This is a genomic window from Xylanimonas allomyrinae (genome assembly GCF_004135345.1).
Classification (GTDB): Bacteria; Actinomycetota; Actinomycetes; order Actinomycetales; family Cellulomonadaceae; genus Xylanimonas; species Xylanimonas allomyrinae.
Genome location: NZ_CP035495.1, coordinates 3,157,039 through 3,179,529, shown reverse-complemented (window position 1 = coordinate 3,179,529; position 22,491 = coordinate 3,157,039). Strand labels below are relative to the sequence as shown.

Below are 22,491 nucleotides of genomic sequence, written 5' to 3'. Positions count from 1 at the left end.
CTCAGGCGCCAGTTGTCGTCTTGGTGAGGAGGTGCTCGGTGAACCAGGCGAGCTGGATGCTCGAGGACTCCTCGAATCCGTCGACGTAGGCGTCGAAGTGGCCGCCGGGCAGGACGACCAGCTTCTTGGGCTCGCGTGCCTCGTGGAAGCCGTCGATCGTGATCTTGGTCGGAGTGAGGACGTCGTTGGCCGCCACGCACACCAGGAGCGGGGTCGGCGAGATCAGGCGGATGAAGGCGCCGGGCTGGTACTCGGAGAAGCGTTCGACACTGCGCAGCGTGGTCTGGTTGACGAACCCCGGAGCGCGCAGGTGCTGGGTGCCGATGAACCACTCATAGGAGTCCGGGGTGGGGAGCGCTGACGGAGCCATCGGGTCCTTGTTGACGACCTCGACCATCACCGGGTCCTCGCCCCGGAACCGGGCACGCCGGTCCTCGTTGAACCCGCCACGGGCACCGTCGATGAAGTCGGCCCGCACGAGCTGGCGGAAGTTGGCGTCACCGTCAACCACCGGAACTTGGGAGCTGACGCACTTGACGCGGCGGTCCTGGGCGGCCACCACGAGCACGTGGGCGCCGGAGTAGGACGAGCCCCAGATCCCGATCCGGTCGGGGTCGGTGCCCTCGAGGGTCTCGGCGAAGGTGATCGCGTTACGGAAGTCGTCGATCTGCTGCCACGGGTTGATCTCGCCACGCGGCGTGCCGTCAGATGCGCCCAAGTTGCGGTTGTCGTAGACCAGCACGTTGAGCCCGTTGGCAGAGAACACCTCGGCGTACTTGTCGAGGTACATCTCCTTGACGGCGGCGAACCCGTGACACATCACGATCGTCGGGGCGCTGCCGCTCGTCGAGGCGCGGTAGTACCAGCCGCGCAGGGTCACACCGTCGGAGTCGAACTCCACGTCGCTGCGGTTGTCGGGAGCGGGGACCTCGGTCGGCCGACGCAGTGTCTCGGTCATGGCAACTCCTCCTGATCCGTCAGTGCTCGGGTACACCCAGATTCGCGAAGTGACGACCGTCACATCGATGCACCCGCGTGCCCATCTCTTGCACATCGGTGCCACCCGGGTCGACGGCCTTGTCGCGGGATGCTGGGAGACCTAGCGTCGTCGGAGGAGGGGGAAAGAAGTCCATGAGCGTTGACGATTGGTCGTTCCGCACCGCCGCTACCGACCAGGCCCGCGAGTCGTGGGGACGGATGCTGTCCACAACGCACCTACCGTGGGACGTCAGGGAGTTGTGCCCCGATCCGCAGACGGGTTTCGCTGCGAGCGTGCGGCGTCGCCACCTCGCGGATCTGGTGCTCGTCGACTGCTCCTGCGACCCCTGTTCAGGTGTGCGCCGGCCATATGAGATCAGCCAGACCGACGGCGAGTACTTGGTGATGCTGATGACCCTCAGTGGTCGTGAACTCGTCGCCCAGGCGGATCAGCAGTCCCAACTCAGCCCCGGTAGCGTCGTGGTCTGGGACTCCCGGACCCCAGCTGAGTTCATCGTCCAGGAGCCACTCGTCAAGCGAAGCCTTCTGGTGCCCAGGGCCGCCTTGGGTGAGATCGGTACCAGGGGCGAACTGATGACCGGAGCCGTTCTCGACGCCGACGCTCCAGCAGTCGGCCTGCTGCGCTGTTACCTAGACGGCCTCTCCCGCACGATCGATGACCTCCCGCTGGGCGCACATCCTGCCGCCCGCAACGCCACGATCGAACTCCTTGCGGCCGCGTTGCAGTCTCCGGTCATTGCACGGCCGATCTCCGCGGTGGCAACACGCGGGGCCGCCGAGGCGTTCATCGAACGGAACCTCCGAGAGCGCCGGCTCTCTCCATCTGTGGTAGCTCAGGGAATCGGAGTGTCCGTTCGCTCACTGCACCGCGCGTTCGAGGACACCGGCGACACCGTCGCGGCGTTCATCCGTCGGCTGCGGCTGGCCCGAGCTCGCGACGACCTCATGTCAGGTGTTCCGGTCAGCCAGGTCGGACGTCGTTGGCACTACTCCGACGCCAGCCACTTCTCACGATCCTTTAAGCGCCACTACGGCCGTAGCCCCAGCGAACTCATCCCCACGCCCTAGGAACCTGACCGTCGGGTGGTGCCCGGCGTCAATTTGCCTTCGATGTGCCAAGCCGCGATCCGCACCGTCCCAACTTTTCACGCGGCGTCATTCCCGACCAGGAGGGACACGGGGAGCACGCGGGTCGAGATGGTCGCTGAGGCGTCGGCGAGGAGCACGAGCAAGTGATGCGGGTCGAGGCGACGCGGGTCCCACCACGACTGCACGATGTCCACCTGTCGCGTCAGGCCGGGGACAGGCCGGCCTTCTTGAGAAGGTCGTTCAGCGTGTGTTCCTGGAGCACCAGCATCGTCAGCCACCACTGGTAGAGGTTCTCCCAGCGACTAATGATCTCGCCATAGAAGTGCAGGACAGGTGCCCGCCTTCGGTGACCGTGCCACCGAGCCACAGGACCATGACGTCGGTGTCATATGCCGAGGCGTGGAGGATGCAGAGCTCGTCGCGTGGCGGCCAGCCGTCCGACCCGCCTTCCTCGTAGAAGACGTCCAGGCACTGGTTCGCGTGCGCCCACGGCGGGCCTTGGCCCAGCTCGTCGGTGGACAGCAGGTCGCCGGACTGGAACCCGTCCTCCCAGCCATTCGCGAACCGCAGCAGGGTCTCGTGCTGCCCGTCCAGGGGGCGGCCCAGGCGCGCGACGGCGGCGGCGACGGCCTCGTCGTCCGCGCCCAGGTGCGGCACGGACAGCGGGTAGATGTCCGGGGCGACCTGGGTGATGCGCAGGGACGACGTGATCATGTCGCCGAGCATGACCTCCCACCACGGGGAGCCGTCGGGGTGCCTCACGGCGAACCTCCATCAACGATTTGGCCGCACCCGCTCCCGGCGGCTCGTCCGGGATGGATGCTCTTTCGGCTGCACCCCACGGCGACCTGCATCGGCCCCACGGCGACCCGCCTCGCTCACACGCCAAGGGCCGCCGCCTACCATGGTCGGCATGATCTTCAAGGCCGTGGGTGAACGCCGCCCCTACCCAGACCATGGGTTGGTGAGCGCCAAGGACTGGTCCAAGGTACCGCCGCGGCAGGTTCGGCTCGACGAGCTTGTCACCACGAAGCGCACGCTCGACCTCGACGTGCTCCTCGCGGAAGACTCGACGTTCTACGGGGATCTGTTCGCCCACGTCATCGACTATCAGGGCGTGCTCTACCTTGAGGACGGCCTGCACCGCGCCGTGCGCGCCGCGCTCCAGCAACGCCCCGTCCTCCACGCTCGCGTGCTGAGCCTCCGGTAGTTTCGTCGCGTGACCACCCCAGTCCAGGACCCGGCCCGAGTCGCCCGGCGACGCCGCGAGCACGAGCGGCAGGCAGTCGTCTACGGCGTGCTCGTTGCACTCCTTCTGCTGGTGGGTCTCGCAGCCCTCGCCGTGTACAGCGGCGCGATCGAGGCGCCGTTCGCTCGCGGCTTCACGTCGACCGAGACCCCCGAGGATGCCGTGACGCCGCCGTGCCTGCCCGCGGTCGAAGGCCAGCCCGACGGCGCGCTGCCGCTCGCGTACAGCGAGGTGCATCTCCGCATCCTCAACGCCTCCAACCTGACGGGGATCGCTCGCGCATACGAGACGGTCCTGTCCGGTCGCGGCTTCGCCGTCGACAGCGTGGGGAACTACACGTCGGTGCTGACCTACAACGAACTGCGTTTCGGTGGCCAGGGCATCGTCGCCGCCTACACCCTGGCGGCTCAGTTCCCCGAGATGCGGATGGTGCTCGACGCGCGCGAGGACGCCACGATCGACCTGCTCGTCGGCAAGAAGTACGAGAAGCCGCTCAACGAGGACTACGTCACGATCGCGGCGGACACCCCCTTGACGAACGCACCCGGCTGCAAGCCCGCGGAGAACCTCACGCCGCGGCCTGCGCCCACGCCGACGGCCCCCGCGCCGGAGGAGGAGCAGCCCGCTCCCGAGGGGTGACCTCCCGGAGTTCGGGGCCCGCGATGCCGTGGGCCCCGAACCTCAGGATCAGGCTTCCAGCTCCACCCCGGCCGGCGCCGACGCCGGCGTGGCCGGCTCCTGGTGGGCACCGGTCCGGCGTGAGATCGCGCTCATGCCGTGGAAGATGACCAGGGCGGCGGCCGTGCCCAGGGCGATGCCCTTGAACGTCAGGTCGCCCGCGACCCACGTGTAGTCGGCGATGCCGATGATGAGCGGCACCGCGGCCGTGGTGAGGTTGATCGGGTTCGAGAAGTCCACCTTGTTCTGCACCCAGATGCGCGCGCCGAGGATGCCGATCATGCCGTACAGCATGGTGCCCGCTCCGCCGAGCACCCCGGCCGGGACCGTCGCGATGAGGGCACCGAACTTGGGAAACAGCGACAGCACGAGCGCACCGATCGCCGCGACCCAGTACGCCGCCGTCGAGTAGACGCGAGTGGCCGCCATGACGCCGATGTTCTCCGCGTACGTCGTCGTGCCCGAGCCGCCGCCGAGGCCGGCCAGCGTGGTCGCGACACCATCGGCCAGCAGGGCGCGACCGGTGAGCTTGTCGAAGTTGCGGCCCGTCATCGCCGAGACCGACTTCACGTGGCCGACGTTCTCCGCGATCAGCACCAGCACGACGGGCAGGAACAGCCCCAACACGCTGAGGTCGAACCGCGGCGCCTGGAACTGCGGCAGCCCGAACCACGCGGCGTCGCCGACCACCGAGAAGTCGACCTGGCCCTGGATCACCGCGGCGACGTACCCGACGACGACGCCGACCAGGATCGACAACCGCCCGAGCATGCCCTTGAACACCACCGACGCGAGGATGATCGCGCCGAGCGTGATGACGCCGGTGAGCGGCGCCGTCTTGAGTCCTCCCGTGCACAGGTCCGGGTAGAGCACGCGCTGGCCGTCGGCCACGGCCTCCGCCGGCGTGCACCAGGCTGCCCCGGCGAGGTTGAACCCGATGAGGGCCACGATCGTGCCGGTGACGATCGGGGGCATGACGGCATCGATCCAGCCGCCACCTGTGAAGTGCACGACGAGGCCGATGACGGCCAGCAGGAGGCCGGTCGCGAGGATGCCGCCGATCGCCGTCCCGAGGTCCCCGCCGGCCGATGCCTTGGCGGCCATGATCGGCGCGATGAACGCGAAGCTCGAGCCGAGGTAGCTGGGCAGGCGGTTGCCCGTGATGAGCAGGAACCCGATGGTGCCGATCGCCGAGAAGAACAGCGTCGTCGACGGCGGGAAGCCCGTGATGAGCGGGACCAGGAACGTCGCGCCGAACATCGCGACGATGTGCTGCAGGCCGATGCCGACGGTTCGCGGCCACGAGAGCCTCTCGTCGGGCGCGACGACGGCGCCGGGCGCGAGCGTCCTGCCGTCCCCGTGCGGCCTCCAGCCGATGACGGGTCGAGTGATGGTGGGCATGTCGCTCCATCCGTGAAGATCGTGTGAACGAGGCCTTTCGGGGGTCACCGTAGCGGCTGCCCCCGCGGCGTCCACGCGTGACGGCTCCGTGGCGCTCCGTGGCGCTCCCCGACGCCGGTCGCCCGGCACGTCAGACCTGGGCGCACAGAGGGCGGGCACCGTGAACCGGTGCCCGCCCTCTGTGCGCCGCTCAGACCCGCGGTGCGACCTCGCGTGCGATGAGTTCCAGGTGGTCGAGGTCGTGCAGGTCCAGGACCTGGAGGTACACGCGCGTCACCCCGTCCGCCGCGACCTGCGCCAGCCGGTCGACGGCCTCGCCGACCGTCCCGGCGACCCCGTGCTCGCGCAGCTCGTCCGGCTGGCGTCCGATGGCCTCGGCGCGCCGCCGGAACTGGGCCTCGTCGCTCCCGACCGCGACGACCAGCGCGGCCGAGTGCGTGAGCGTCGACGGGTCGCGGCCCGCGTCGGCGAGCGCCTCGTTCACGACGGCGATGCGTGGCGCGATCGTGGCCAGCTCGGGGAAGGCCTGGTTGTACTCCGTGGCGAACCGGGCCGCGAGCGCCGGCGTGCGCGTGGGTCCGCCGCCACCGACGATCACCGGGATGCGCTCCTGGACCGGGTGGGGCAGCGCCGGGGAGTCGGTCAGCGTGTAGTGCTCACCTGCGAAGCTGTACGTCTCGTCGGCCGGCGTGGCCCACAGTCCCGTGACGACGGCGAGCTGCTCTTCCAGGATGCCGAACCGCTTGGCGGGGAAGGGAATGCCGTAGGCCTCGTGCTCGCGGGCGAACCAGCCCGCGCCGAGGCCCAGCTCGACACGTCCGCCCGACATCTGGTCGACCTGCGCGACCTGGATGGCGAGGACGCCAGGGTGGCGGAACGTGGCCGAGGTGACGAGGGTGCCGAGGCGGATCGTCGTCGTCTCGCGGGCGAGACCCGCGAGCGTGGTCCACGAGTCCGTCGGTCCCGGCAGGCCGTCGCCGCCCATGGCGAGGTAGTGGTCGGAGCGGAAGAACGCGGAGAACCCCAGGTCCTCGGCGGCGCGGGCGACGGCGAGCTGATCGTCGTACGAGGCGCCCTGCTGGGGTTCGACGAAGACGCGCAGGTCGAGGGTCACGAGAAGTCCAGTCCGCCCGTGCGGGTCCGCTTGAGCTCGAAGAAGTGCGGGTAGCTCGCCAGCGCGACGGCGCCGTCGAACACGCGCACGGCGTCCTGCCCGCGGGGGATGCGGGTCAGGACCGGGCCGAAGAACGCGGTGCCGTCGACATGGATGGTGGGCGTGCCGACGTCTTCGCCCACGGGCTTCATGCCTGCCTCGTGCGAGACGCGCAGCGCCTCGTCGTAGGCGTCCGACGTCGCCGCGTCCGCGAGCGACGCGGGCAGGCCGGCCTCGGCGAGGGCCTTGCGGGCGACGTCCTCGAAGTCCTTGTCGCCGCCGGGGTGGATGCGGGTGCCTGCGGCCGTGTAGAACGCGGCGAACGCCTCGGGGCCGTGGTCGGTCTGGACGGCCGCCGCGACGCGGCCGATGCCGCGGCTCGAGTCGATGGTGGCGCGGTACGACGCGGACAGGTCACGGCCCTCGTTGAGCAGGTACAGGCTCATGAGGCGGAAGGTCAGGTCGACGGGCCGCAGCGCCGCGACCTCGAGGGCCCAGCGCGAGGTGATCCAGGCGAAGGGACACAGCGGGTCGACGTACACGTCCACGGTCGGGACGGCGGGCGCAGGTGTCGGTGAGCTTGTCTGGGAAGGTGTCTGGGAAGGTGTCTGTGAAGGCGTCTGCGGGGGCGTGGGCACGGTGTCGGCAGTCACGCGGCAGACCTTACGCGTACCCTGCCGGGCGTGGGGATCCGCTGGGCGAGCCTGTGGACGGTGCTGGGGATGGGTGCGCTCGCGCTCGCTTCCCTGGCTGGCGTGCTGCGCGGGCACCCGTGGGCGTGGATCCCGTTCGCCGTGGCGTCCGCCGTCGCGCTGCGCGAGGTCCGATGGCTGCAGCGGCACCGTCGCCAGGCACGTGAGGCGCGCTTCGATCGGCCTCGTCGCTGAAGCCCTCCCCCTGGGACGGGGCGCGGGATAGCCTCGCCCCATGACCGCCGTCCGGACGTCGCACACCCACGCGCAGGCCGTCGACGCCGCGATCGAGCTCTTCTCGCGTCAGGGGTACGAACAGACCACCGTCGAGGAGATCGCGGACGTCGCCCAGGTCAGCCGAGCCACCTTCTTCCGCCGCTACCGCTCGAAGGAAGACGTGGTCTTCGCCGACCACGAGCTGCTGCTCGAGGAGGTCGTGGTCATGCTGGCCGCGACGCGCCCCGACGCACTCGACGACGGCGACCTCCCCGAGGGCTCCTGGGACCCCGCCACCGACCCGTACCTCGAGGTCTGCCGGGCCGCGCGCCTCGTGTTCGACCATCACGTGGGCCAGCGCGAGACGTCGCTCGCCCGCTACCGGCTGCTGCAGCAGGTCCCGATCCTGCGCGACCGCGAGCTGGTGACCACGCACCGCTACGAGCGCCTGTTCACCAAGTACCTGCGTGACACGCTGCCGCCCGACCGGTCCTCGACGGTGCACTCGATCGCGTTCGCGGCCGGCGTCGTCGCCGTCCACAACGCGATGCTGCGCCGGTGGCTGCGCAACCCCGACCTCGACCTGCGGCCCGACCTCGAGGAGGCGTTCGCCGAGCTGCGCCGGGGCGCGACCGCGGACCTCGAGCGCCGCCGTGACCTCGCGTCGGGCGCCGCCGCCCTGGCGACGACGGCAGCGAACGCCGACGGCGCGCGCGTCGTCGTCGCCTACCTGGAACCGGGCGCCGGGACGGACGCCGTCGTGCGTGCGGTGCGGGACGCGCTGACCTGAACGCGGATAGGCGCGACACCTGGCCGGGAATGATCCGTCCTGTGTCATGCTTTGAACGAGCAGAACACGCACGACGTGCTCCGGGGTCGGTGAAAATCCGAACCGGCGGTGACAGCCCGCGACCCGCGCCCGCACCCGACTACGGGGAAGGCTCGGTTGACCTGGTGGAACTCCAGGGCCGACGGTCACAGTCCGGATGGGAGGCAGCACGGCGTCGCTCAGGAGAGCGGCGGCCGGGTCGTGACGGGTCGCGGTGCGCCGCGACGTCGTCGACCCCTCCCCTCGTCCCGGTGCATGGCGGCACCGACGAGGAAGGCATGGGGATGGGGATCATCCAGCACCTGTTCGATGCGACGCTGACGATCGGCGACCAGCACATGTCGTGGCGCGAGATCATCGGGAACGCCTTCGGGCTGGTGTCGGCGCTCGGCGGCATGCGCCGCAAGGTGTGGGCGTGGCCGGTGGGCATCGTCGGGAACGTGCTGCTGTTCACCGTGTTCCTCGGCTCGTGGTTCGGTGTCGCCGGGCATCCCGACATGCTCGGGCAGGCCGGCCGCCAGGTGATGTTCATCGCCGTCTCGGTGTTCGGCTGGGTCCGCTGGCGCCAGACGCGGCAGCGGGCGCTGGCCGACGGCGACGCCGACGCCGTCGCCGTCCACCCGCAGTGGGCCTCCTGGGGGCAGCGCCTGGGCCTGGTGGCAGCGATGCTGGCCGGGACGGCGGGCTTCGCGTGGATCTTCGGGAGGCTCGGTTCGTGGGCGCCCGTGCCCGACGCGTGGATCTTCATGGGCTCCGTGCTCGCGACGTACGGCATGGCTCGCGGCTGGGTCGAGTTCTGGCTGATCTGGGTGGCGGTCGACGCCGTCGGGGTGCCGCTGCTGTTCCGGGGCGGTTTCTACGCGACGGGCCTCATGTACGTGTTCTACGGCGCGTTCACGATCGTGGGCTTCGTGGTCTGGTGGCGCATCCGCCGCCGCGAGGCCCTCGCCGAGCAGGCCGCCACCCCGGCGGAGTCGCTCGCCTGACCGCGTTCGCCCCGTCCCCGCCCGGGGCGGGGCGCGGTGTCAGGCGAACGCCGAGAGCCCGGTGATCTCCCTGCCCACGATGAGCGCGTTGACCGACTCCGTGCCCTCGTAGGTGTGCAGCGCCTCGATGTCGGCGAAGTGCCGCGCCACGCGGTGGGCCAGGAGGATGCCGTTGCCGCCCAGCAGGTCGCGCGCGACGGATGCGACCTCGCGCGCCCCGCGCGTGCAGGTCATCTTGGCGAGCGACGCCTGCGGGCCGGTGAGATCACCGTCCTCGGCGACCCGGGTGAGCCGCGCGACCAGGAGCTGGAGCTGGGTGATGGTCGCGAGCATGCGCGCGAGCTTCTCCTGGACGAGCTGCGTCGCCGCGAGCGGCCGCCCGAACTGGATGCGCTGGCTCGCGTACTCGACGGCGGCCTCGTAGCACGCGACGGCGTGCCCGACGGCGGCCCACGACACCCCGAGCCGGGTCGCGGCCAGCACCTGCGCCGTCTGCCTGAACGACCGCGCCCTGGGGAGCGCGGCGTCGCGTGGCACGAACACGCCGTCGAGCACGATGTGGGCCTGCCAGATCGCGCGCAGCGCGACCTTGCCCTCGATGGTCGTGGCGCGATAGCCCGGGGCGTCCTGCGGGACGATGAACGCGTGGACCTCGCCGTCGCCGCCCTCGCCCACCAGGCGCGCCCACACGACGGCGAGGTGGCCGCACGACCCGAAGCCGATCCACTTCTTCTCGCCGTCGATGACGTAGCCGTCGATGCCGTCGCGCACCGCGCGGCGCGCCGTCGTCTCCAGGGAGACGGAGTCGGACCCGTGCGTGGGCTCGGTGAGCGCGAACGCGCCCAGGAGGTCGCCGTTGGCCAGCCGTTCGGCGTAGCGGGCGATCTGGTGCTCGGAGCCCAGCATCATGATCGAGCGCAGCGCGAGCCCGCCCTGCACGGCACACACGGTCGCGATCGAGCCGTCACCGCGTGACAGCTCCATGGCCGCGAGGCCGGCGGCGAACGGCGAGACGGAGGGCCGCCCGGGGACGTCGACCCCGTCGCGCAGCAGATCGCGTTCGGCGAGGCCCTTGACCAGGCCGAACGGCACCTCGGCGCGCTCCCAGTACCCGTCGATGACGGGCAGCACGGCACCCTGGACGAACTCGCGTACGGCGAGCTGATGCGCGCGCTCCTCGGGCCTGGCGTCCGCGAACGCGCCGGCGAAGTCGACGTCGAGCGGCCGGGAGACGACGTAGGCGGGTGCGGTGACGCCGGGCAGGAAGGGCTTCGCGGCACTCATCCACCCATCCTGAGCGATACCCCGTCTCACGTCAAGGGATACCGCGTCTCACCCGCCGCTGAGGGTCAGCCACAGGAGCGCCACGTTGAGCACCACGATCACACCCGCGACCGTCCACGCCAGCACCTGCGTCACCGCCCCGTTGCGATACCGGCCGAGCAGCACCTTCCGCCGGGTCAGCACCACCAGCGGCACCGCCGCGAACGGGATGCCGAAGCTCAGCACGACCTGGCTCACCACGAGCAGCCACGTCGGCGAGACGTCCGTCGCGAGCAGCAGGACGGCAGGGACGAGCGTCACCAGCCGCCGCCCCACCAGCGGCACCCGCACGCGCAGCAGGCCCGACATGATCTCCGCGCCCGCATACGCCCCGACCGACGACGACGCCAGACCCGAGGCGAGCAGCCCGACCGCGAACAGCAGGGCGACGCCCGCCCCCAGCGAGTCGCCGATGGCCGCGTGCGCGCCCTCGATCGAGTCGGTCCCCGACCGCCCGGCCAGGTTCGCCGCCGCGACCAGCAGCATCGCCACGTTGACACCGCCCGCCAGCACCAGCGCACACACGACGTCCCACCGCGTCGCAGCCAGCAACCGGTCGGTCGAGGCCACCGAGACCGCCACCCCCTGCCGACGCCGCACCTCGGCGTCGTGGCGCCGCCGGTCACGCGCGAGCGCCGAGTGCAGGTAGATCGCGTGCGGCATGACCGTGGCACCGAGCATCGACGCCGACAGCAGCACCGAGTCGGTGCCCTCCAGGCGCGGCACCAGGCCGCCGAGCACGGCGCCGCCGTCGGGCGGGGCGAGCACGAGGCCCGCGCAGAAGCCGATGGTGAGCACCAGGAGGAACGAGGCGATCACGGCCTCGAACACCCGCTGCCCGCGCCGCTGCTGCACCGCCAGCACCGCGATCGAGACGACACCCGTGATCACGCCGCCCAGCACGAGCGGCACACCGAACAGCAGCCGCAGCGCGATCGCCCCGCCGACGACCTCGGCCAGGTCGGTGGCCGCTGCCACCACCTCGGCCTGCGCCCAGTAGGCGAGCCGCGCGGGACGCCGCAGGCTCGTGCCCAGCACCTCGGGCAGCGAACGGCCCGTCACGACGCCCAGCTTCGCCGAGAGGTACTGCACCAGCACCGCCATCACGTTCGCCAGGACCAGCACCCACACCAAGAGGTAGCCGTAGCGCGCACCGGCCGTGAGGTTCGCGGCGACGTTGCCCGGATCGACGTAGGCGATCGCAGCGACGAACGCCGGGCCCAGCAGCGTGACCAGGCGGGCCCGCGCCGCGCTCGTCGGCGACGAGCGCGGCAGGCGAGGGTGACCGGCCCGGTCGACCCGCGAAGTGGTCACGATTCCCCCGAAGTTTCGGTCAACCGAAAACTAGCGCGGATCGACGCACGCCGACACCCCCACCTCACCCCCAAAAGCTTCTGACACCATGTGGCCGTGCCCGCACCCGCCACCTCCGCACCCGACCGCTCGCACGCCGCGCTCAACACCGCCGGCCAAGCGCTCCTGTCCCCTGGGGCATCGCCACCGCGTTCGTGCTCGCGCACGCGTGGATCGTGCTCGACGGCGTCTCGTGGAGCGGCGAGATCTTCGGTGACGTCAGCCTCTACCACTGGTGGGCGCACCAAGGGTTCATGATCGGGCGCTGGCCCGTCCTCGACTACGACTGGGTCTACCCCGCCGCCGCGCTCCTGCCCATCGCCGCTCCCGCCGCCGGCACCAGCGGGTTCCTCGCCTACGCCGTGATGTGGTCGGCCGGGGTGATCGCGCTCAACGGCGTCGCACTGTGGATGCTCGCCCGCACGCCACCGCGCGGGCGTCTCGCGGCCTGGTGGTGGCTGCTGTTCCTGGTCGCCCTCGGACCCATCTGGCTCGGGCGGCTCGACGGCGTCGCCGCCCCCCTCATCCTCATCGCGCTGCTCCAGGCCGCGCGCCGCCCCGCGGTCGCCGCGGCCGTCGCCACGCTCGGCGCCTGGATCAAGATCGCACCGGGCGCCATCGTCGTCGCCCTGGCGGCGACGTCACGCAACCTGCGCACGTTCGTGCGGCAGGTCGCCGTGCCCGGCGCCGTGGTCAGCGCCGTCGTCGTCGGGCTGGCGCTCGCAGGCGGGGCCGGGGCGCGCGCCTGGAGCGTCTTCGGCGAGCAGGAGGCGCGCACCCTTCAGGCGGAGTCCGTCGCGGCAACCGCGTTCAGCGTGGCGCGCCTGTGGAACCCCGCGGTGCGCATCGAGTACAACGACGTGATCTTCACCTACGAGGTGCACGGCGAGGCGGCACGGCAGGTCGCCTCGGCGCTCGACACCGTGCTGCCCGTCGCGGTGGTGCTCATCGGCCTGCTCGCGTGGGCCGCCGCCCGACGCCGACCCGACCTCTCGCACGACGTGCTGCTCCTGGCCGCCGCCGCGACGCTCCTGGCGCTCATCGTGTTCAACAAGGTCGGGTCCCCGCAGTTCATCGCCTGGCTCGGGCCGCCCGTCGCCGCAGCGCTGGCCCTCGCCGGGCCGGGGGCGCGCCACCTGTGGTCGCCACCCGCGCTCGGCATGCTGGGCGTCGGGGCACTGACCCAGATCCTCTACCCCATCGCCTACGGGCACTTCCTGCGCGGGGACACCTGGATGGTGGCCGTGCCGGCCGTGCGGAACCTGGCCCTGGTCGTGCTGCTCGCCGGGGCGGTGTGGCGGCTCGGCCAGCTCGCGCTGAGCCGGCGACCGGTCGCGCCCTGACCATCCGCCCGACCTGACGTTCGCCTGACGTTCCCCGACCTTTCCACGACAGGTCGCCCCCCGGGCGCCTCCCGGCCAACCGGGGTTGGTGCCCTGGGAACATGCGGATCGCGATCATCGCCGAGTCGTTCCTGCCGCAGGTCAACGGCGTCACCAACTCGGTGCTGCGCATCCTCGAGCACCTCCAGCGCCACGGCCACGACGCGCTCGTGGTCGCCCCCTCCCCCGGCGCAGGCACCGACGACGGCGCCGTGCCGCCGTTCGTGGCCGGCGCCCCCGTCGTCGAGATGGACGCCGTGGGCCTGCCCGGCTATCCACAGGTGCGCGTCGTCGTCGGGCAACGCGCCCGCATCCAGCGCACGCTCGCGGCCTTCGACCCCGACGTCGTCCACCTGGCCTCGCCGTTCGTGCTCGGCTGGCACGGCATCCGCGCGGCCGAGAACCTCGGCCTGCCGACCGTCGCCGTCTACCAGACCGAGGTGCCCGGCTACGCCGCCCGGTACGGCGTCCGGCACCTCGAACCCCTGCTGTGGCGCCGCGTGCGCAACGTGCACGAACGCGCCACGCTCACGCTGGCGCCGTCGTCGGCGGTGCTGAGCTCGCTCGCCGAGCGCGGGCTGCCGCGGCTGCGGCTGTGGGGGCGCGGGGTGGACACGGCAAGGTTCCGCCCCGCCGCACGCGACGCCCGCTGGCGCGCCACCGTGGGAGGCGGACGCGACCTGCTCGTCGGGTACGTGGGCCGCCTCGCCCCGGAGAAGCAGGTCGAGGACCTGCGCGTGCTGGCCGACCTGCCCGGAGTGCGGCTCGTCGTCGTCGGAGACGGACCCGAGCGCGAGGTGCTCGCACGCCTGCTCCCCGACGCCGCCTTCACCGGGATGCTGAGCGGCGACGAGCTCGCACGCGCCATGGCGAGCCTCGACGTGCTGGTCCACCCGGGCGAGCTGGAGACGTTCGGGCAGACGCTCCAGGAGGCGCACGCCAGCGGGGTGCCCGTCGTCGCACCCGCGGCGGGCGGGCCGATCGACATCGTCGACCACTCGCGCACCGGCTGGCTCTACCCGCCGGGAGACCTGGGCGTGATGCGCGAGCGCGTCGCCGACCTGCTGGGCGACGCGCGCAAGCGGCGCGCGTTCGGCACGGCCGCCCGGCGACGCGCAGCCGGGCGCACCTGGGACGCCGTGTGCGACGAGCTGCTCGACCACTACCGCGACGCCGTACGCGCCCACGCCGCCACCACGACCGGAGTCTGAGATGCGGATCGTCCACGTCGCGAACTTCTACGGACCACGCTCGGGCGGCATCCGCACCGCGATGCACGCCCTCGCCCGCCAGTACCGGCAGCACGGGCACGAACCGATGCTGGTGGTGCCCGGCACCGAGGACGGCGTCACCTGGCACGACGGCGTACCCGTGCTGACCGTACGGGCCCCGCGAATCCCCGGCCTGGGCGGGTACCGCGTCGTGACACGACCCGCCGCCGTCCGGCGGCTGCTCGAGCGCATCGCCCCCGACCGCCTCGAGGTCAGCGACCGCACCACGCTCACCGGGCTGGGCGACTGGGCGCGAGCGGCCGGCGTGCCGTCGGTGCTGTGGCTGCACGAACGCGTCGACGGCGTCCTGCGCGCCGTCGGCCCCGGCTGGGGCACCGCCCGCGTGACCCCGCCCGTCGGCGCCGGCCTGCACGCCGTCGCCGACACCCACAACGCACGCACCCTGCCGCGCTTCGACCACCTCGTCGCGACGACGGCGTTCGCGGCCGGAGAGGCCGAACGGCTCGCGGCACGACGAGCCGCACACACCGGCAGCGGCGGCATCCCCGGGCACCCGCGCACCCTCATGCCGCCGCTGCACCGCGTCGCCCTCGGCGTCGACCTGGACACGTTCACCCCCGACCGCTTCCGCACCGCGACACGCGCCGAGCTCGCACCCGACGGCGAGGCGCTGGTGCTCGTGGTCAGCCGGCTCTCACGCGAGAAACGCGTCGACCTTGCCGTCGACGCCGTCGCCGCCCTGCGCGCCTCCGGGCGGCCCGCCAGGCTCGTGGTCGCAGGGGCAGGACCCCTCGCCGCCACGCTCCAGGACCGGGCCCGGCGACGGGCCGTACCCGCGGCGTTCCTCTCGTTCGTCCCCGACCGCGCCCGGCTCGCCACGCTGCTGGCCAGCGCCGACGTCGTCGTCGCGCCCGGACCGGTCGAGACCTTCGGGCTCGCCGCGCTCGAAGCGCTCGCCTCGGGCACCCCCGTCGTCGTGAGCGCGACCAGCGCGCTGCCCGAGGTGGTGGGCGACGCCGGCGCCGTCGCCGCCCCCACGCCCGGCGCGCTCGCCGCAGCGATGAGCGACGTGCTCGACCGCGCTCGCGGGCCACGCCGGGCCGCGGCCCGCGAGCGCGCGGAGCAGTTCCCGTGGTCCGCCGCGGGCCAGGCGATGCTGGCGGTCCACGGCGTCCCCGTCGCAGCGGGGCACGCTGCGGCCGGGCACGCTGCGGACGGGCACGCTGCGGCCGGGCAAACTGCGGACGGGCACGCTGCGGGCCAGGTGCCGGGTGTCCACGGCAGCCACGCCAGGGCGGGGCACGGCCTGGCCCTGACCGGAGCACGGCAGTGACCGGCCCACGCATCGTCGCACTCGGCGACTCCATCAGCGCGGGAGTCGGCGACGCGACCGGCCCCGACGCCCCGCACGGCGGCGGCTGGGCGGCACACCTGGCACAGCTCGCCGGTGCCTCCGACTTCACCAACCTCGCCCGCAACGGCGCACGCGCCCAGCACGTCGTCGCCGAACAGCTCCCCCACGCGCTCGACCTCCTGCCCGACGTCGCCACGCTCGTCATCGGCGGCAACGACGTGCTGCGCTCCGACTTCTCCGCCTACGACGTCGCGCGCGACCTGTCGACCACCGTCACCGCCCTGCGCGACTGCGGCTGCACCGTCGTGCTCGCCCGGCTGCCCGCCATCGCCCTGTTCGAGCTCATGCCCCAGCGCGTGCGCGGCGTCATGCGCGCGCGCATCGCCGCCATCAACGACGCCGTCGACGCCGTCGCGCACGCCGCACGGCCCCGCACCGTGGAGCAGGTGGCCGCGGCACGCCGCCGCGCCGACGGGCGCCGCCCAGGCCAGGGCACCGTCGTCGTCGTCGACATCGGGGCCGTCGTGCACGACCTCGGGCCGGCGGCCTGGCACTCCGACCGCGTGCACCCCTCGGCCACCGCACACCGGCGGCTCGCCGTCCACGCCGCGATCACGCTCGGAGGTGCCGGGCTGCTCGCCGTCCCGGGAACGGGCGGCTTCCCGGGAACAGACGCTGGCGCCGTCGCCGGGGGCGCGGGGGGCCTGCCCCGCGGCGGCCGGCCTGGGACCGGAGCCGACACCGTGGCCGCGCTGACCGAACGGCTCGCCGCCCTGCCGCCCGCGCCGTCGGCCCTCGCACGACTCGGGTGGCTCATCGTCGCCGGGATCCCGTGGTGCGTGCGGCGCGGACGCGACTTCGTGCCCGGACTCGTCCGGGCACTGGCCGACGACGCACGAGGACGGGCGCACGGGCATGCACTGCCCCTGCTGTCGGTGGAGGCGAGCGAACCAGAGCGAGGGCAAGCGCGAACGGCGTCGCTCGGACGAGCGTGACGGGGCGGACGCGGGGAGACGTGCGGGGCTCGCGAGTGCACGGCAGAGAGGGTGGCGCGCGGGACGGTGGACGGGGGACGCGGCGCTGGGCGGGGGCGATGCCGTGGGTTCGTGCGCGTCCTCACGACCCCGGGCCTAGAACGCGTCGCTGAGCCAGCCGAGCGCCCTCCCCGCAACGCGAAGCGGCCACACGAGAATGCGCCCCACGGCGACGACCACGTCGAGGAAGTCGAGAACGTTCCACACCCAGCGGAGGCCGCGACCGAACGCCCGGAAAGGTCGACCGACCCCATGCCAGAATCCGGGCCTCGCGGCTTTGGTGGTCACCATCGCCGGATGCTCCCACGTCCGGGCTCCGCCCCGCAATGCCCGAAGCATGGGCCGTCGCGAGCGACGCTACGCGCGCCCTTGGTGCTGGCCGGAGCAGGCCGGACCGGGCGGTCTGCGCGGGGCCAGGCTCACGGATGCACACCCGCGGCACCTCGACGTGACGACTGGGCGTGAGGTCACCGCTCCCTCTTCGGGTGGGCGCCACCGATGCGTCTCCCCCTGGCACCGGAGACGTAGGCCGCGGGTGACCGACTCGAGATCGACCCTCGGTGCGCGAGCGTCACATGCTCGGGGCAGCCTTCGACCAGCGCCGACCGGCGCACCTCGCCCGCCAGGACGACGTCGTCGGTGAGCGTCCGCTCTCCGTCTTCGCCATGGCGGCCGCCACCCCCGCTGCCCGGTCACCGGTCGTGGGCGCGTGGTGCGCCACGGCGGGAGCGGCAGCGCGCGGGTTGGGACCCGTGTGCTGCCGGCGGGCATAGCCTTGCCCCGTGTCTTCCGGCCCGCGCATGAAGCCGCCAGTCATTGCCGACGTGGCGAGGGTTGCTGGGGTGTCGGTGCCGACGGTGTCCCGTGTCCTCAATCGGACGGCCCAGGTGAGCCCGGAGCGAAGGGCTCGGGTGATGGAGGCGGTCAAGGAACTCGGGTTCAGGCCGAACGGAGCAGCGCGCACGCTGGCCAACCGGTCCGGATCGATCGTGGCCGTCTTCGCTGGTGAGACTGCGCGGTATGGGTACGCGACGACGATTCAGGGGATCGAAGAGGCCGCGCGGCAGGCAGGGCACCTGGTCGCGATCTCCGTGGTCGAGACGACGGCCGAAGGCGTGGTGGAGCAGGCCATCGACCATGCCTTGGCACAGCCGCTAGCGGGTGCCGTGGTGCTGGAGTTCGACCCGGCCGGGACGGCGACGCTTGCGAAGGTGCCCGCTTGGCTGCCCGTGGTGGCGGCCTCGGCGGTCGGGGAGTCCAGCACGGACACGGCACATGTGCTGATGGACGATCGCGCCGCTGCGGGGCAAGCCACGAAGTACCTGCTCGATCTTGGACATCGCACCGTGCACCACGTCGCGATCCCGTCGGCGTGGCAGGAGAGTCCACGAACGGCGGGGTGGCGCAACGCGCTCATCGAAGCGGGTGCGCCGGTTCCGCCGGTGATTCGGTGCGGCTGGAGCCCGATGGAGGGGTATGCCGCGGGCGAGCGCTTCGCCAGCGATCCATCGGTGACGGCGGTGCTGGCCGGGAACGACGAGCTCGCGATCGGTGTCATCAAGGGGCTGGTCGATCATGGACGAACGGTGCCGGGAGATGTCAGCGTGATCGGGTTCGACGATCATCCGCTGAGCCAGCTGTGGCTTCCACCGCTGACGACTGTGCGCCAGGACTTCTTGCGGCTCGGCAAGGAGCTCGTGGCGATGCTGATGGGGCAGCTCGAGTCCGGAGTCCAGGCACCATCGATCCGCATCCTGCCCGAGCTCGTCGTTCGCCAGTCGACCGGCCGACCGCCCGGATGACGGCTCCGTCCCGGCCTACCTGGGACAGCCTGTGAAAGCGTCGCTCATCTCACGCCACAACGCCGAACGAAGATTTTGCGTTCTCGCTTGATAGACGCTTTCATGGAGCCACCGTCACAGGAGACCTGAGGGAGCAAGACGAGGATGTCGATCGCAGCGAACGCCGACCTGCTGGCGCTGGAGTGGGGCGCAGGCCTGACCCGCCTGAGCGTGCGGGCCCAGTCAGACAGCCCCGTGATGGCGTCCTTGTCGGTTGCGGGCGCAGGCGCCGACCCGGTCCAGCCGCTCGTCGAAATCCTTGCGCTCGGACATGGCCATCGCTCCGCGAACCTGCGCAACACCGCAACGGAGATCGGTGCACGGCTGCGGTACCGCGAGCACGAGGTCACCGTCACGGACGGCGTCCAGTGCTGGCGCATCGTCCAGGTTGACGAGACCACTGGCCTTGAGGCTGCCACGGTTCTTCGAGGGCGACTGGACGGTTCTTCGATCCAGGCGACGACAACCGTGCGCAACACGGGGTCGACGACCATCTGGCTGCAGGCCGTGTCCTCCCTCACGCTGGCAGACCCCGTGGGGGTCGGCGTGATCGAAGACGCCGTGAGCATCGAGGGAACGAACGAGTGGCTCGGCGAGTGGCGCTGGGCCGAACAGCCCTTGCGCGGCGACGGTGACGCCGCCGGTCTTCCGAACCTGGGGCTTGCGAGCCATCAGCACCAGGATGCTCGCGGTGCGCGCGCTGTCGTCTCTCACGGAACGTGGTCGTCCGGCGAGCGTGCGCCCGTCGGTCTGGTAGCCGGCCCAGACGCGGCGCTGGCATGGCAGATCGAGCATCCTGGCCCGTGGCGGGCGGAGCTGAGCGTCCGGCTCGACGCCGACGACATGGATCGCCTTGTGCTGGGCCTTCTCGGATCCACGGACTCCGATCACGCCTGGGTGCGCGCACTGGAGCCCGGGGAGGAGTTCACGACGATTCCGGTGTCGATCGCATGGGCGAGCGGCGACTGGCAGCAGGCGATCGCCGAGCTCACCCGTCATCGTCGGGCGGTTCGCCGTCCCGAGCGAGCGGCGAAGGTCGTCGTCTTCAACGACTACATGAACACCCTCATGGGCGATCCCACCACCGAGAAGCTGCTGCCGCTGATCGAGGCAGCGAGCCGGGCGGGCGCCGACTACTTCTGCATCGACGCGGGATGGTACGCGGACGAGGGCGACTGGTGGGACGCGATCGGTGAGTGGGAACCGTCGGTGACCCGGTTCCCCGGCGGTGGCCTCACGGTGCCGATCAACGCGATCCGCTCCGCCGGGATGATCCCTGGCCTCTGGCTTGAGCCCGAGGTGATCGGCGTGCGGTCGCCGATGGCGCAGCGGCTCCCGGACGAGGCATTCCTCCAGCGGCACGGCGTTCGCATCGTCGAGCACGACCGATACCTGCTGGACATGCGGCACCCGGCGGCACGCGCCCATCTCGACGCCACAGTCGACCGGCTCGTCGAAGACTTCGGGCTCGGGTTCTTCAAGCTCGACTACAACGTCACGCCGGGCCTGGGCACCGATCTGGACGCGGACAGCCCCGGCGACGGCCTGCTCGAGCACACACGCGCGTACCTGCGCTGGCTCGACGGAGTGCTCGAGCGCCACCCGAACCTGGTCATCGAGAACTGTGCGTCGGGTGCGCAACGAGCGGACTACGGGCTGCTGTCGCGCCTGGAGATGCAGTCCACGACAGACCAGCAGGAACCCCTTCGATACCCGGCGATCGCTGCTGGAGCGCTCGTGGCGATGCTCCCCGAGCAGGCCGGCAACTGGGCATACCCGCAGCCCTCGATGACGAGCGAAGAGATCGTTTTCACCATGGTCACGGGACTCGCGGGCCGCATCTACCTGTCCGGACGCCTGGACCAGATGAGCGAGGCGCAGCTCGGACTCGTGCAAGAGGGTGTCGCCCTGGCGAAGACCCTTGACGACGGCGCCCACGACACCACGCCGGTCTGGCCGGCCGGCCTACCTTCGGGCGGTTCCCCATGGGTTCTCGCAGGTCGACAGACCCCGTCCGCGACGCTGCTGGCCGTCTGGTTCCTTGGCGGAACCCAGAGCGAGATCACCGTTCCCGTGCGCAGAGGAACGATCGAGACCATCTACCCGACCTCGCTGCCACCGGGACTGGACGCTCGGCTCGCCGAGGATCGGCTCACCCTGACCGCGCCCGGCACCGAACCGGTCGCGCGCCTCTTCCGAGTCCACCACGACGACGTGGCGTAACCGACGCCGATGTCACGCACCCCGACGCCCGCGGGCGGCGGGAACCCGATAAGGAGCACATTCAATGAAGAAGAAGCTGACCATGGCCGCCGCGGCCACCGTCGTCGCGATGACACTGGCCGCCTGCAGCGACCCCACCGCCGGGCCCGCCGGCAGCGACGATGCCGGCGACGTGACGTGGCCGGAGGCGACCGCAGACCTCACCGGCACGCAACTGACACTCTGGGCAGCGCAGGCGTCGGCCGGCATCCCCGTCGCGGTCATCGACGCGTTCGAGGAAGCCACCGGGGCGACCGTCAATGTGGTCACGGTCCCAGACCCCTACGAGCAGGGCATCCAGACTCGCGTTGCTACCGGTGACATGCCCGATCTTGCGTTCTGGCAGCCCACTGCATCGATGCTCACCGCCCTGAACGCGCCCACCAACCTCCAGCCGCTCGACGACGCCCCCTGGCTGGCAGACATGGACCCGGCCGTGCGTGACGTGACCGGAATCCTCGACGGCACCCGCTACGCGGCGCTGATCTCCAGCCCCACCGTCCAGGGCGTCTTCTACAACAAGGCCGTCTTCGCCGAGCACGGCATCGAGACCCCGGCGAACTGGGACGAGCTCGTCGAGGCCGCTCGCACCCTGAACGCCGCCGGACAGACCGCGTTCTTCGACTTCCTGTCACCGACCGGATGGGCGACCCAGTGGGCCGTCCAGGTCCAGCTCGCCGATGCGGCCGCAGACGGCCTGTGGGATCGGATCAACGCAGGCGACGAGGCGTTCACCGACGAGACGTTCCTGACCGCGATCGAGAACTACAAGGCCATGATCGACGAGGGCCTGTTCAACACCAGCATCGCCTCGGCAACCTTCGAGGACCAGGCTGCAGCGCTCCTGTCAGGCGAGGCTGCGATGGCCTTCCAGATCAATGCTCTCCTCGGCGCCATGCAGGCGCAGGCGTCCGCCGAGGAGGTTGACGACGCCGTCGGGTTCTTCCCCATCTCCCCGTCCGGCAATGTCGCGACCGTCTCGCCCGACCAGACCAACGGCGTCGTCGCATTCCGCACCGGCGATGCCGACCGTGAGGCTGCTTCCCGCCAGTTCCTGAGCTTCTGGCTCGGTGAGGGCTACGAGACCTTCATCCAGGACCAGGCAACAGTCTCGCTCCTCAACTCCGTCGAGACCCCGGACTCGGTGCCCCAGGTCACCCGCGACCTGGCCGCCGCCGTGGCCAACAGCGTCGGCTCCATGCAGGCCCAAGCCATCGTCAACCCCGACCTGTTCCTGTTCCTGTCCAACATGGCCCAGGGCGCGCTCACCCCTCAGCAGGCCGCGCAGAACACGCAGGACCACTTCGTCCAGCTCGCCCGCGCGCTCGGCGCCGACGGCTTCTGATCCCTCGGCGGGGGCGCACCACACTCGTTGGTCGCGAGGCGGGCGCCCCCGTCTTCACTGAATAGAGGCAACC

The 22,491-nt window shown here is 71.5% G+C and carries 20 protein-coding genes, 2 pseudogenes and 1 riboswitch; of the genes and pseudogenes, 14 read left to right on the top strand and 8 right to left on the bottom strand.

The features are described from left to right. Nucleotide 1 precedes the first annotated feature (1 nt). A complete protein-coding gene (locus tag ET495_RS14320) occupies nucleotides 2-958 on the bottom strand; it encodes an alpha/beta hydrolase (protein ID WP_129205350.1) in 957 nt (318 codons plus the stop codon). Nucleotides 959-1,131: 173 nt separating this feature from the next. Between ET495_RS14320 and ET495_RS14315 the strand changes: the two genes are divergently transcribed. After that, nucleotides 1,132-2,067, top strand: a complete 936-nt coding sequence (locus ET495_RS14315) for a helix-turn-helix domain-containing protein (RefSeq protein ID WP_129205349.1) — start codon at nucleotides 1,132-1,134, stop codon at nucleotides 2,065-2,067. A gap of 77 nt (nucleotides 2,068-2,144) precedes the next feature. On the opposite strand, the gene ET495_RS17790 is transcribed toward ET495_RS14315, so the two are convergent. After that, nucleotides 2,145-2,282 (bottom strand): hypothetical protein, encoded by a 138-nt coding sequence (locus tag ET495_RS17790; RefSeq protein WP_162616498.1) that lies wholly within the window; start codon nucleotides 2,280-2,282, stop codon nucleotides 2,145-2,147. A 76-nt stretch (nucleotides 2,283-2,358) separates the two neighbouring features. Continuing rightward, entirely contained in the window at nucleotides 2,359-2,850 is a 492-nt protein-coding gene (locus ET495_RS14310; protein WP_129205348.1) for a hypothetical protein, read from the bottom strand. Nucleotides 2,851-3,001: 151 nt separating this feature from the next. Between ET495_RS14310 and ET495_RS14305 the strand changes: the two genes are divergently transcribed. Beyond that, the gene (locus ET495_RS14305) at nucleotides 3,002-3,298 is read left to right on the top strand and encodes a type II toxin-antitoxin system VapB family antitoxin (RefSeq protein ID WP_129205347.1); all 297 of its coding nucleotides are present in this window, start codon (nucleotides 3,002-3,004) and stop codon (nucleotides 3,296-3,298) included. A gap of 9 nt (nucleotides 3,299-3,307) precedes the next feature. After that, the gene (locus ET495_RS14300; protein ID WP_129205346.1) at nucleotides 3,308-3,976 is read left to right on the top strand and encodes a LytR C-terminal domain-containing protein; all 669 of its coding nucleotides are present in this window, start codon (nucleotides 3,308-3,310) and stop codon (nucleotides 3,974-3,976) included. 48 nt (nucleotides 3,977-4,024) lie between these two features. Here the strand turns inward: ET495_RS14300 and ET495_RS14295 are convergent, their stop codons facing one another. Continuing rightward, a complete protein-coding gene (locus tag ET495_RS14295) occupies nucleotides 4,025-5,416 on the bottom strand; it encodes a uracil-xanthine permease family protein (protein WP_129205345.1) in 1,392 nt (463 codons plus the stop codon). 88 nt (nucleotides 5,417-5,504) lie between these two features. Between ET495_RS14295 and ET495_RS19820 the strand changes: the two are divergent. Next, nucleotides 5,505-5,798, top strand: a pseudogene (locus ET495_RS19820) (hypothetical protein); the annotation flags it as partial. A gap of 39 nt (nucleotides 5,799-5,837) precedes the next feature. On the opposite strand, the pseudogene ET495_RS14290 reads toward ET495_RS19820, so the two are convergent. Both ET495_RS14290 and ET495_RS14285 read right to left on the bottom strand, forming a co-directional pair. Further along, a pseudogene (locus tag ET495_RS14290) lies at nucleotides 5,838-6,530 on the bottom strand (LLM class F420-dependent oxidoreductase); the annotation flags it as partial. After that, the gene (locus ET495_RS14285) at nucleotides 6,527-7,117 is read right to left on the bottom strand and encodes a mycothiol-dependent nitroreductase Rv2466c family protein (RefSeq protein WP_129205343.1); all 591 of its coding nucleotides are present in this window, start codon (nucleotides 7,115-7,117) and stop codon (nucleotides 6,527-6,529) included. The gene ET495_RS14285 and the pseudogene ET495_RS14290, both read right to left, overlap by 4 nt. A 135-nt stretch (nucleotides 7,118-7,252) precedes the next feature. On the opposite strand from ET495_RS14285, the gene ET495_RS14280 reads away from it, so the two are divergent. From ET495_RS14280 to pnuC, 3 genes are all read left to right on the top strand, one after another. After that, nucleotides 7,253-7,456 carry a hypothetical protein gene (locus ET495_RS14280; protein WP_129205342.1) on the top strand — a complete coding sequence of 68 codons (204 nt, stop codon included), beginning with the start codon at nucleotides 7,253-7,255 and terminating at the stop codon, nucleotides 7,454-7,456. 40 nt (nucleotides 7,457-7,496) lie between these two features. Beyond that, complete coding sequence (locus ET495_RS14275; protein WP_129205341.1) at nucleotides 7,497-8,267, top strand: TetR/AcrR family transcriptional regulator; 771 nt, start codon at nucleotides 7,497-7,499, stop codon at nucleotides 8,265-8,267. A 73-nt stretch (nucleotides 8,268-8,340) separates the two neighbouring features. Then, nucleotides 8,341-8,479: riboswitch (FMN riboswitch) on the top strand. Nucleotides 8,480-8,590: 111 nt separating this feature from the next. Beyond that, nucleotides 8,591-9,292 (top strand): nicotinamide riboside transporter PnuC, encoded by a 702-nt coding sequence (pnuC, locus tag ET495_RS14270; protein WP_129206060.1) that lies wholly within the window; start codon nucleotides 8,591-8,593, stop codon nucleotides 9,290-9,292. A 39-nt stretch (nucleotides 9,293-9,331) separates the two neighbouring features. Here pnuC and ET495_RS14265 read toward each other — a convergent pair whose 3' ends face one another. Both ET495_RS14265 and ET495_RS14260 read right to left on the bottom strand, forming a co-directional pair. Further along, entirely contained in the window at nucleotides 9,332-10,576 is a 1,245-nt protein-coding gene (locus ET495_RS14265; RefSeq protein ID WP_129205340.1) for an acyl-CoA dehydrogenase family protein, read from the bottom strand. A gap of 48 nt (nucleotides 10,577-10,624) precedes the next feature. Further along, nucleotides 10,625-11,890 carry an Nramp family divalent metal transporter gene (locus tag ET495_RS14260; RefSeq protein ID WP_129206059.1) on the bottom strand — a complete coding sequence of 422 codons (1,266 nt, stop codon included), beginning with the start codon at nucleotides 11,888-11,890 and terminating at the stop codon, nucleotides 10,625-10,627. Between the two features lie 233 nt (nucleotides 11,891-12,123). On the opposite strand from ET495_RS14260, the gene ET495_RS14255 reads away from it, so the two are divergent. The 7 genes from ET495_RS14255 (at nucleotide 12,124) to ET495_RS14225 (ending at nucleotide 22,418) form a co-directional block, all read left to right on the top strand. Further along, nucleotides 12,124-13,311 carry a hypothetical protein gene (locus tag ET495_RS14255; RefSeq protein ID WP_245993099.1) on the top strand — a complete coding sequence of 396 codons (1,188 nt, stop codon included), beginning with the start codon at nucleotides 12,124-12,126 and terminating at the stop codon, nucleotides 13,309-13,311. Between the two features lie 101 nt (nucleotides 13,312-13,412). Beyond that, entirely contained in the window at nucleotides 13,413-14,561 is a 1,149-nt protein-coding gene (locus tag ET495_RS14250) for a glycosyltransferase family 4 protein (RefSeq protein ID WP_129205338.1), read from the top strand. Nucleotide 14,562: 1 nt separating this feature from the next. Next, nucleotides 14,563-15,915: a glycosyltransferase gene (locus tag ET495_RS14245; RefSeq protein WP_129205337.1), complete on the top strand. Its 1,353-nt coding sequence runs from the start codon at nucleotides 14,563-14,565 to the stop codon at nucleotides 15,913-15,915. Continuing rightward, on the top strand, nucleotides 15,912-16,931 hold the full coding sequence (locus tag ET495_RS14240; protein ID WP_162616497.1) for a GDSL-type esterase/lipase family protein: 1,020 nt from the start codon (nucleotides 15,912-15,914) through the stop codon (nucleotides 16,929-16,931). Before ET495_RS14245 ends, ET495_RS14240 begins: the two co-directional genes overlap by 4 nt. Before the next feature lie 821 nt (nucleotides 16,932-17,752). Continuing rightward, nucleotides 17,753-18,772 carry a LacI family DNA-binding transcriptional regulator gene (locus ET495_RS14235; protein ID WP_245993097.1) on the top strand — a complete coding sequence of 340 codons (1,020 nt, stop codon included), beginning with the start codon at nucleotides 17,753-17,755 and terminating at the stop codon, nucleotides 18,770-18,772. A gap of 144 nt (nucleotides 18,773-18,916) precedes the next feature. Continuing rightward, on the top strand, nucleotides 18,917-21,034 hold the full coding sequence (locus ET495_RS14230; RefSeq protein WP_129205335.1) for a glycoside hydrolase family 36 protein: 2,118 nt from the start codon (nucleotides 18,917-18,919) through the stop codon (nucleotides 21,032-21,034). Between the two features lie 64 nt (nucleotides 21,035-21,098). After that, entirely contained in the window at nucleotides 21,099-22,418 is a 1,320-nt protein-coding gene (locus ET495_RS14225; protein ID WP_129205334.1) for an ABC transporter substrate-binding protein, read from the top strand. Nucleotides 22,419-22,491 lie beyond the last annotated feature (73 nt).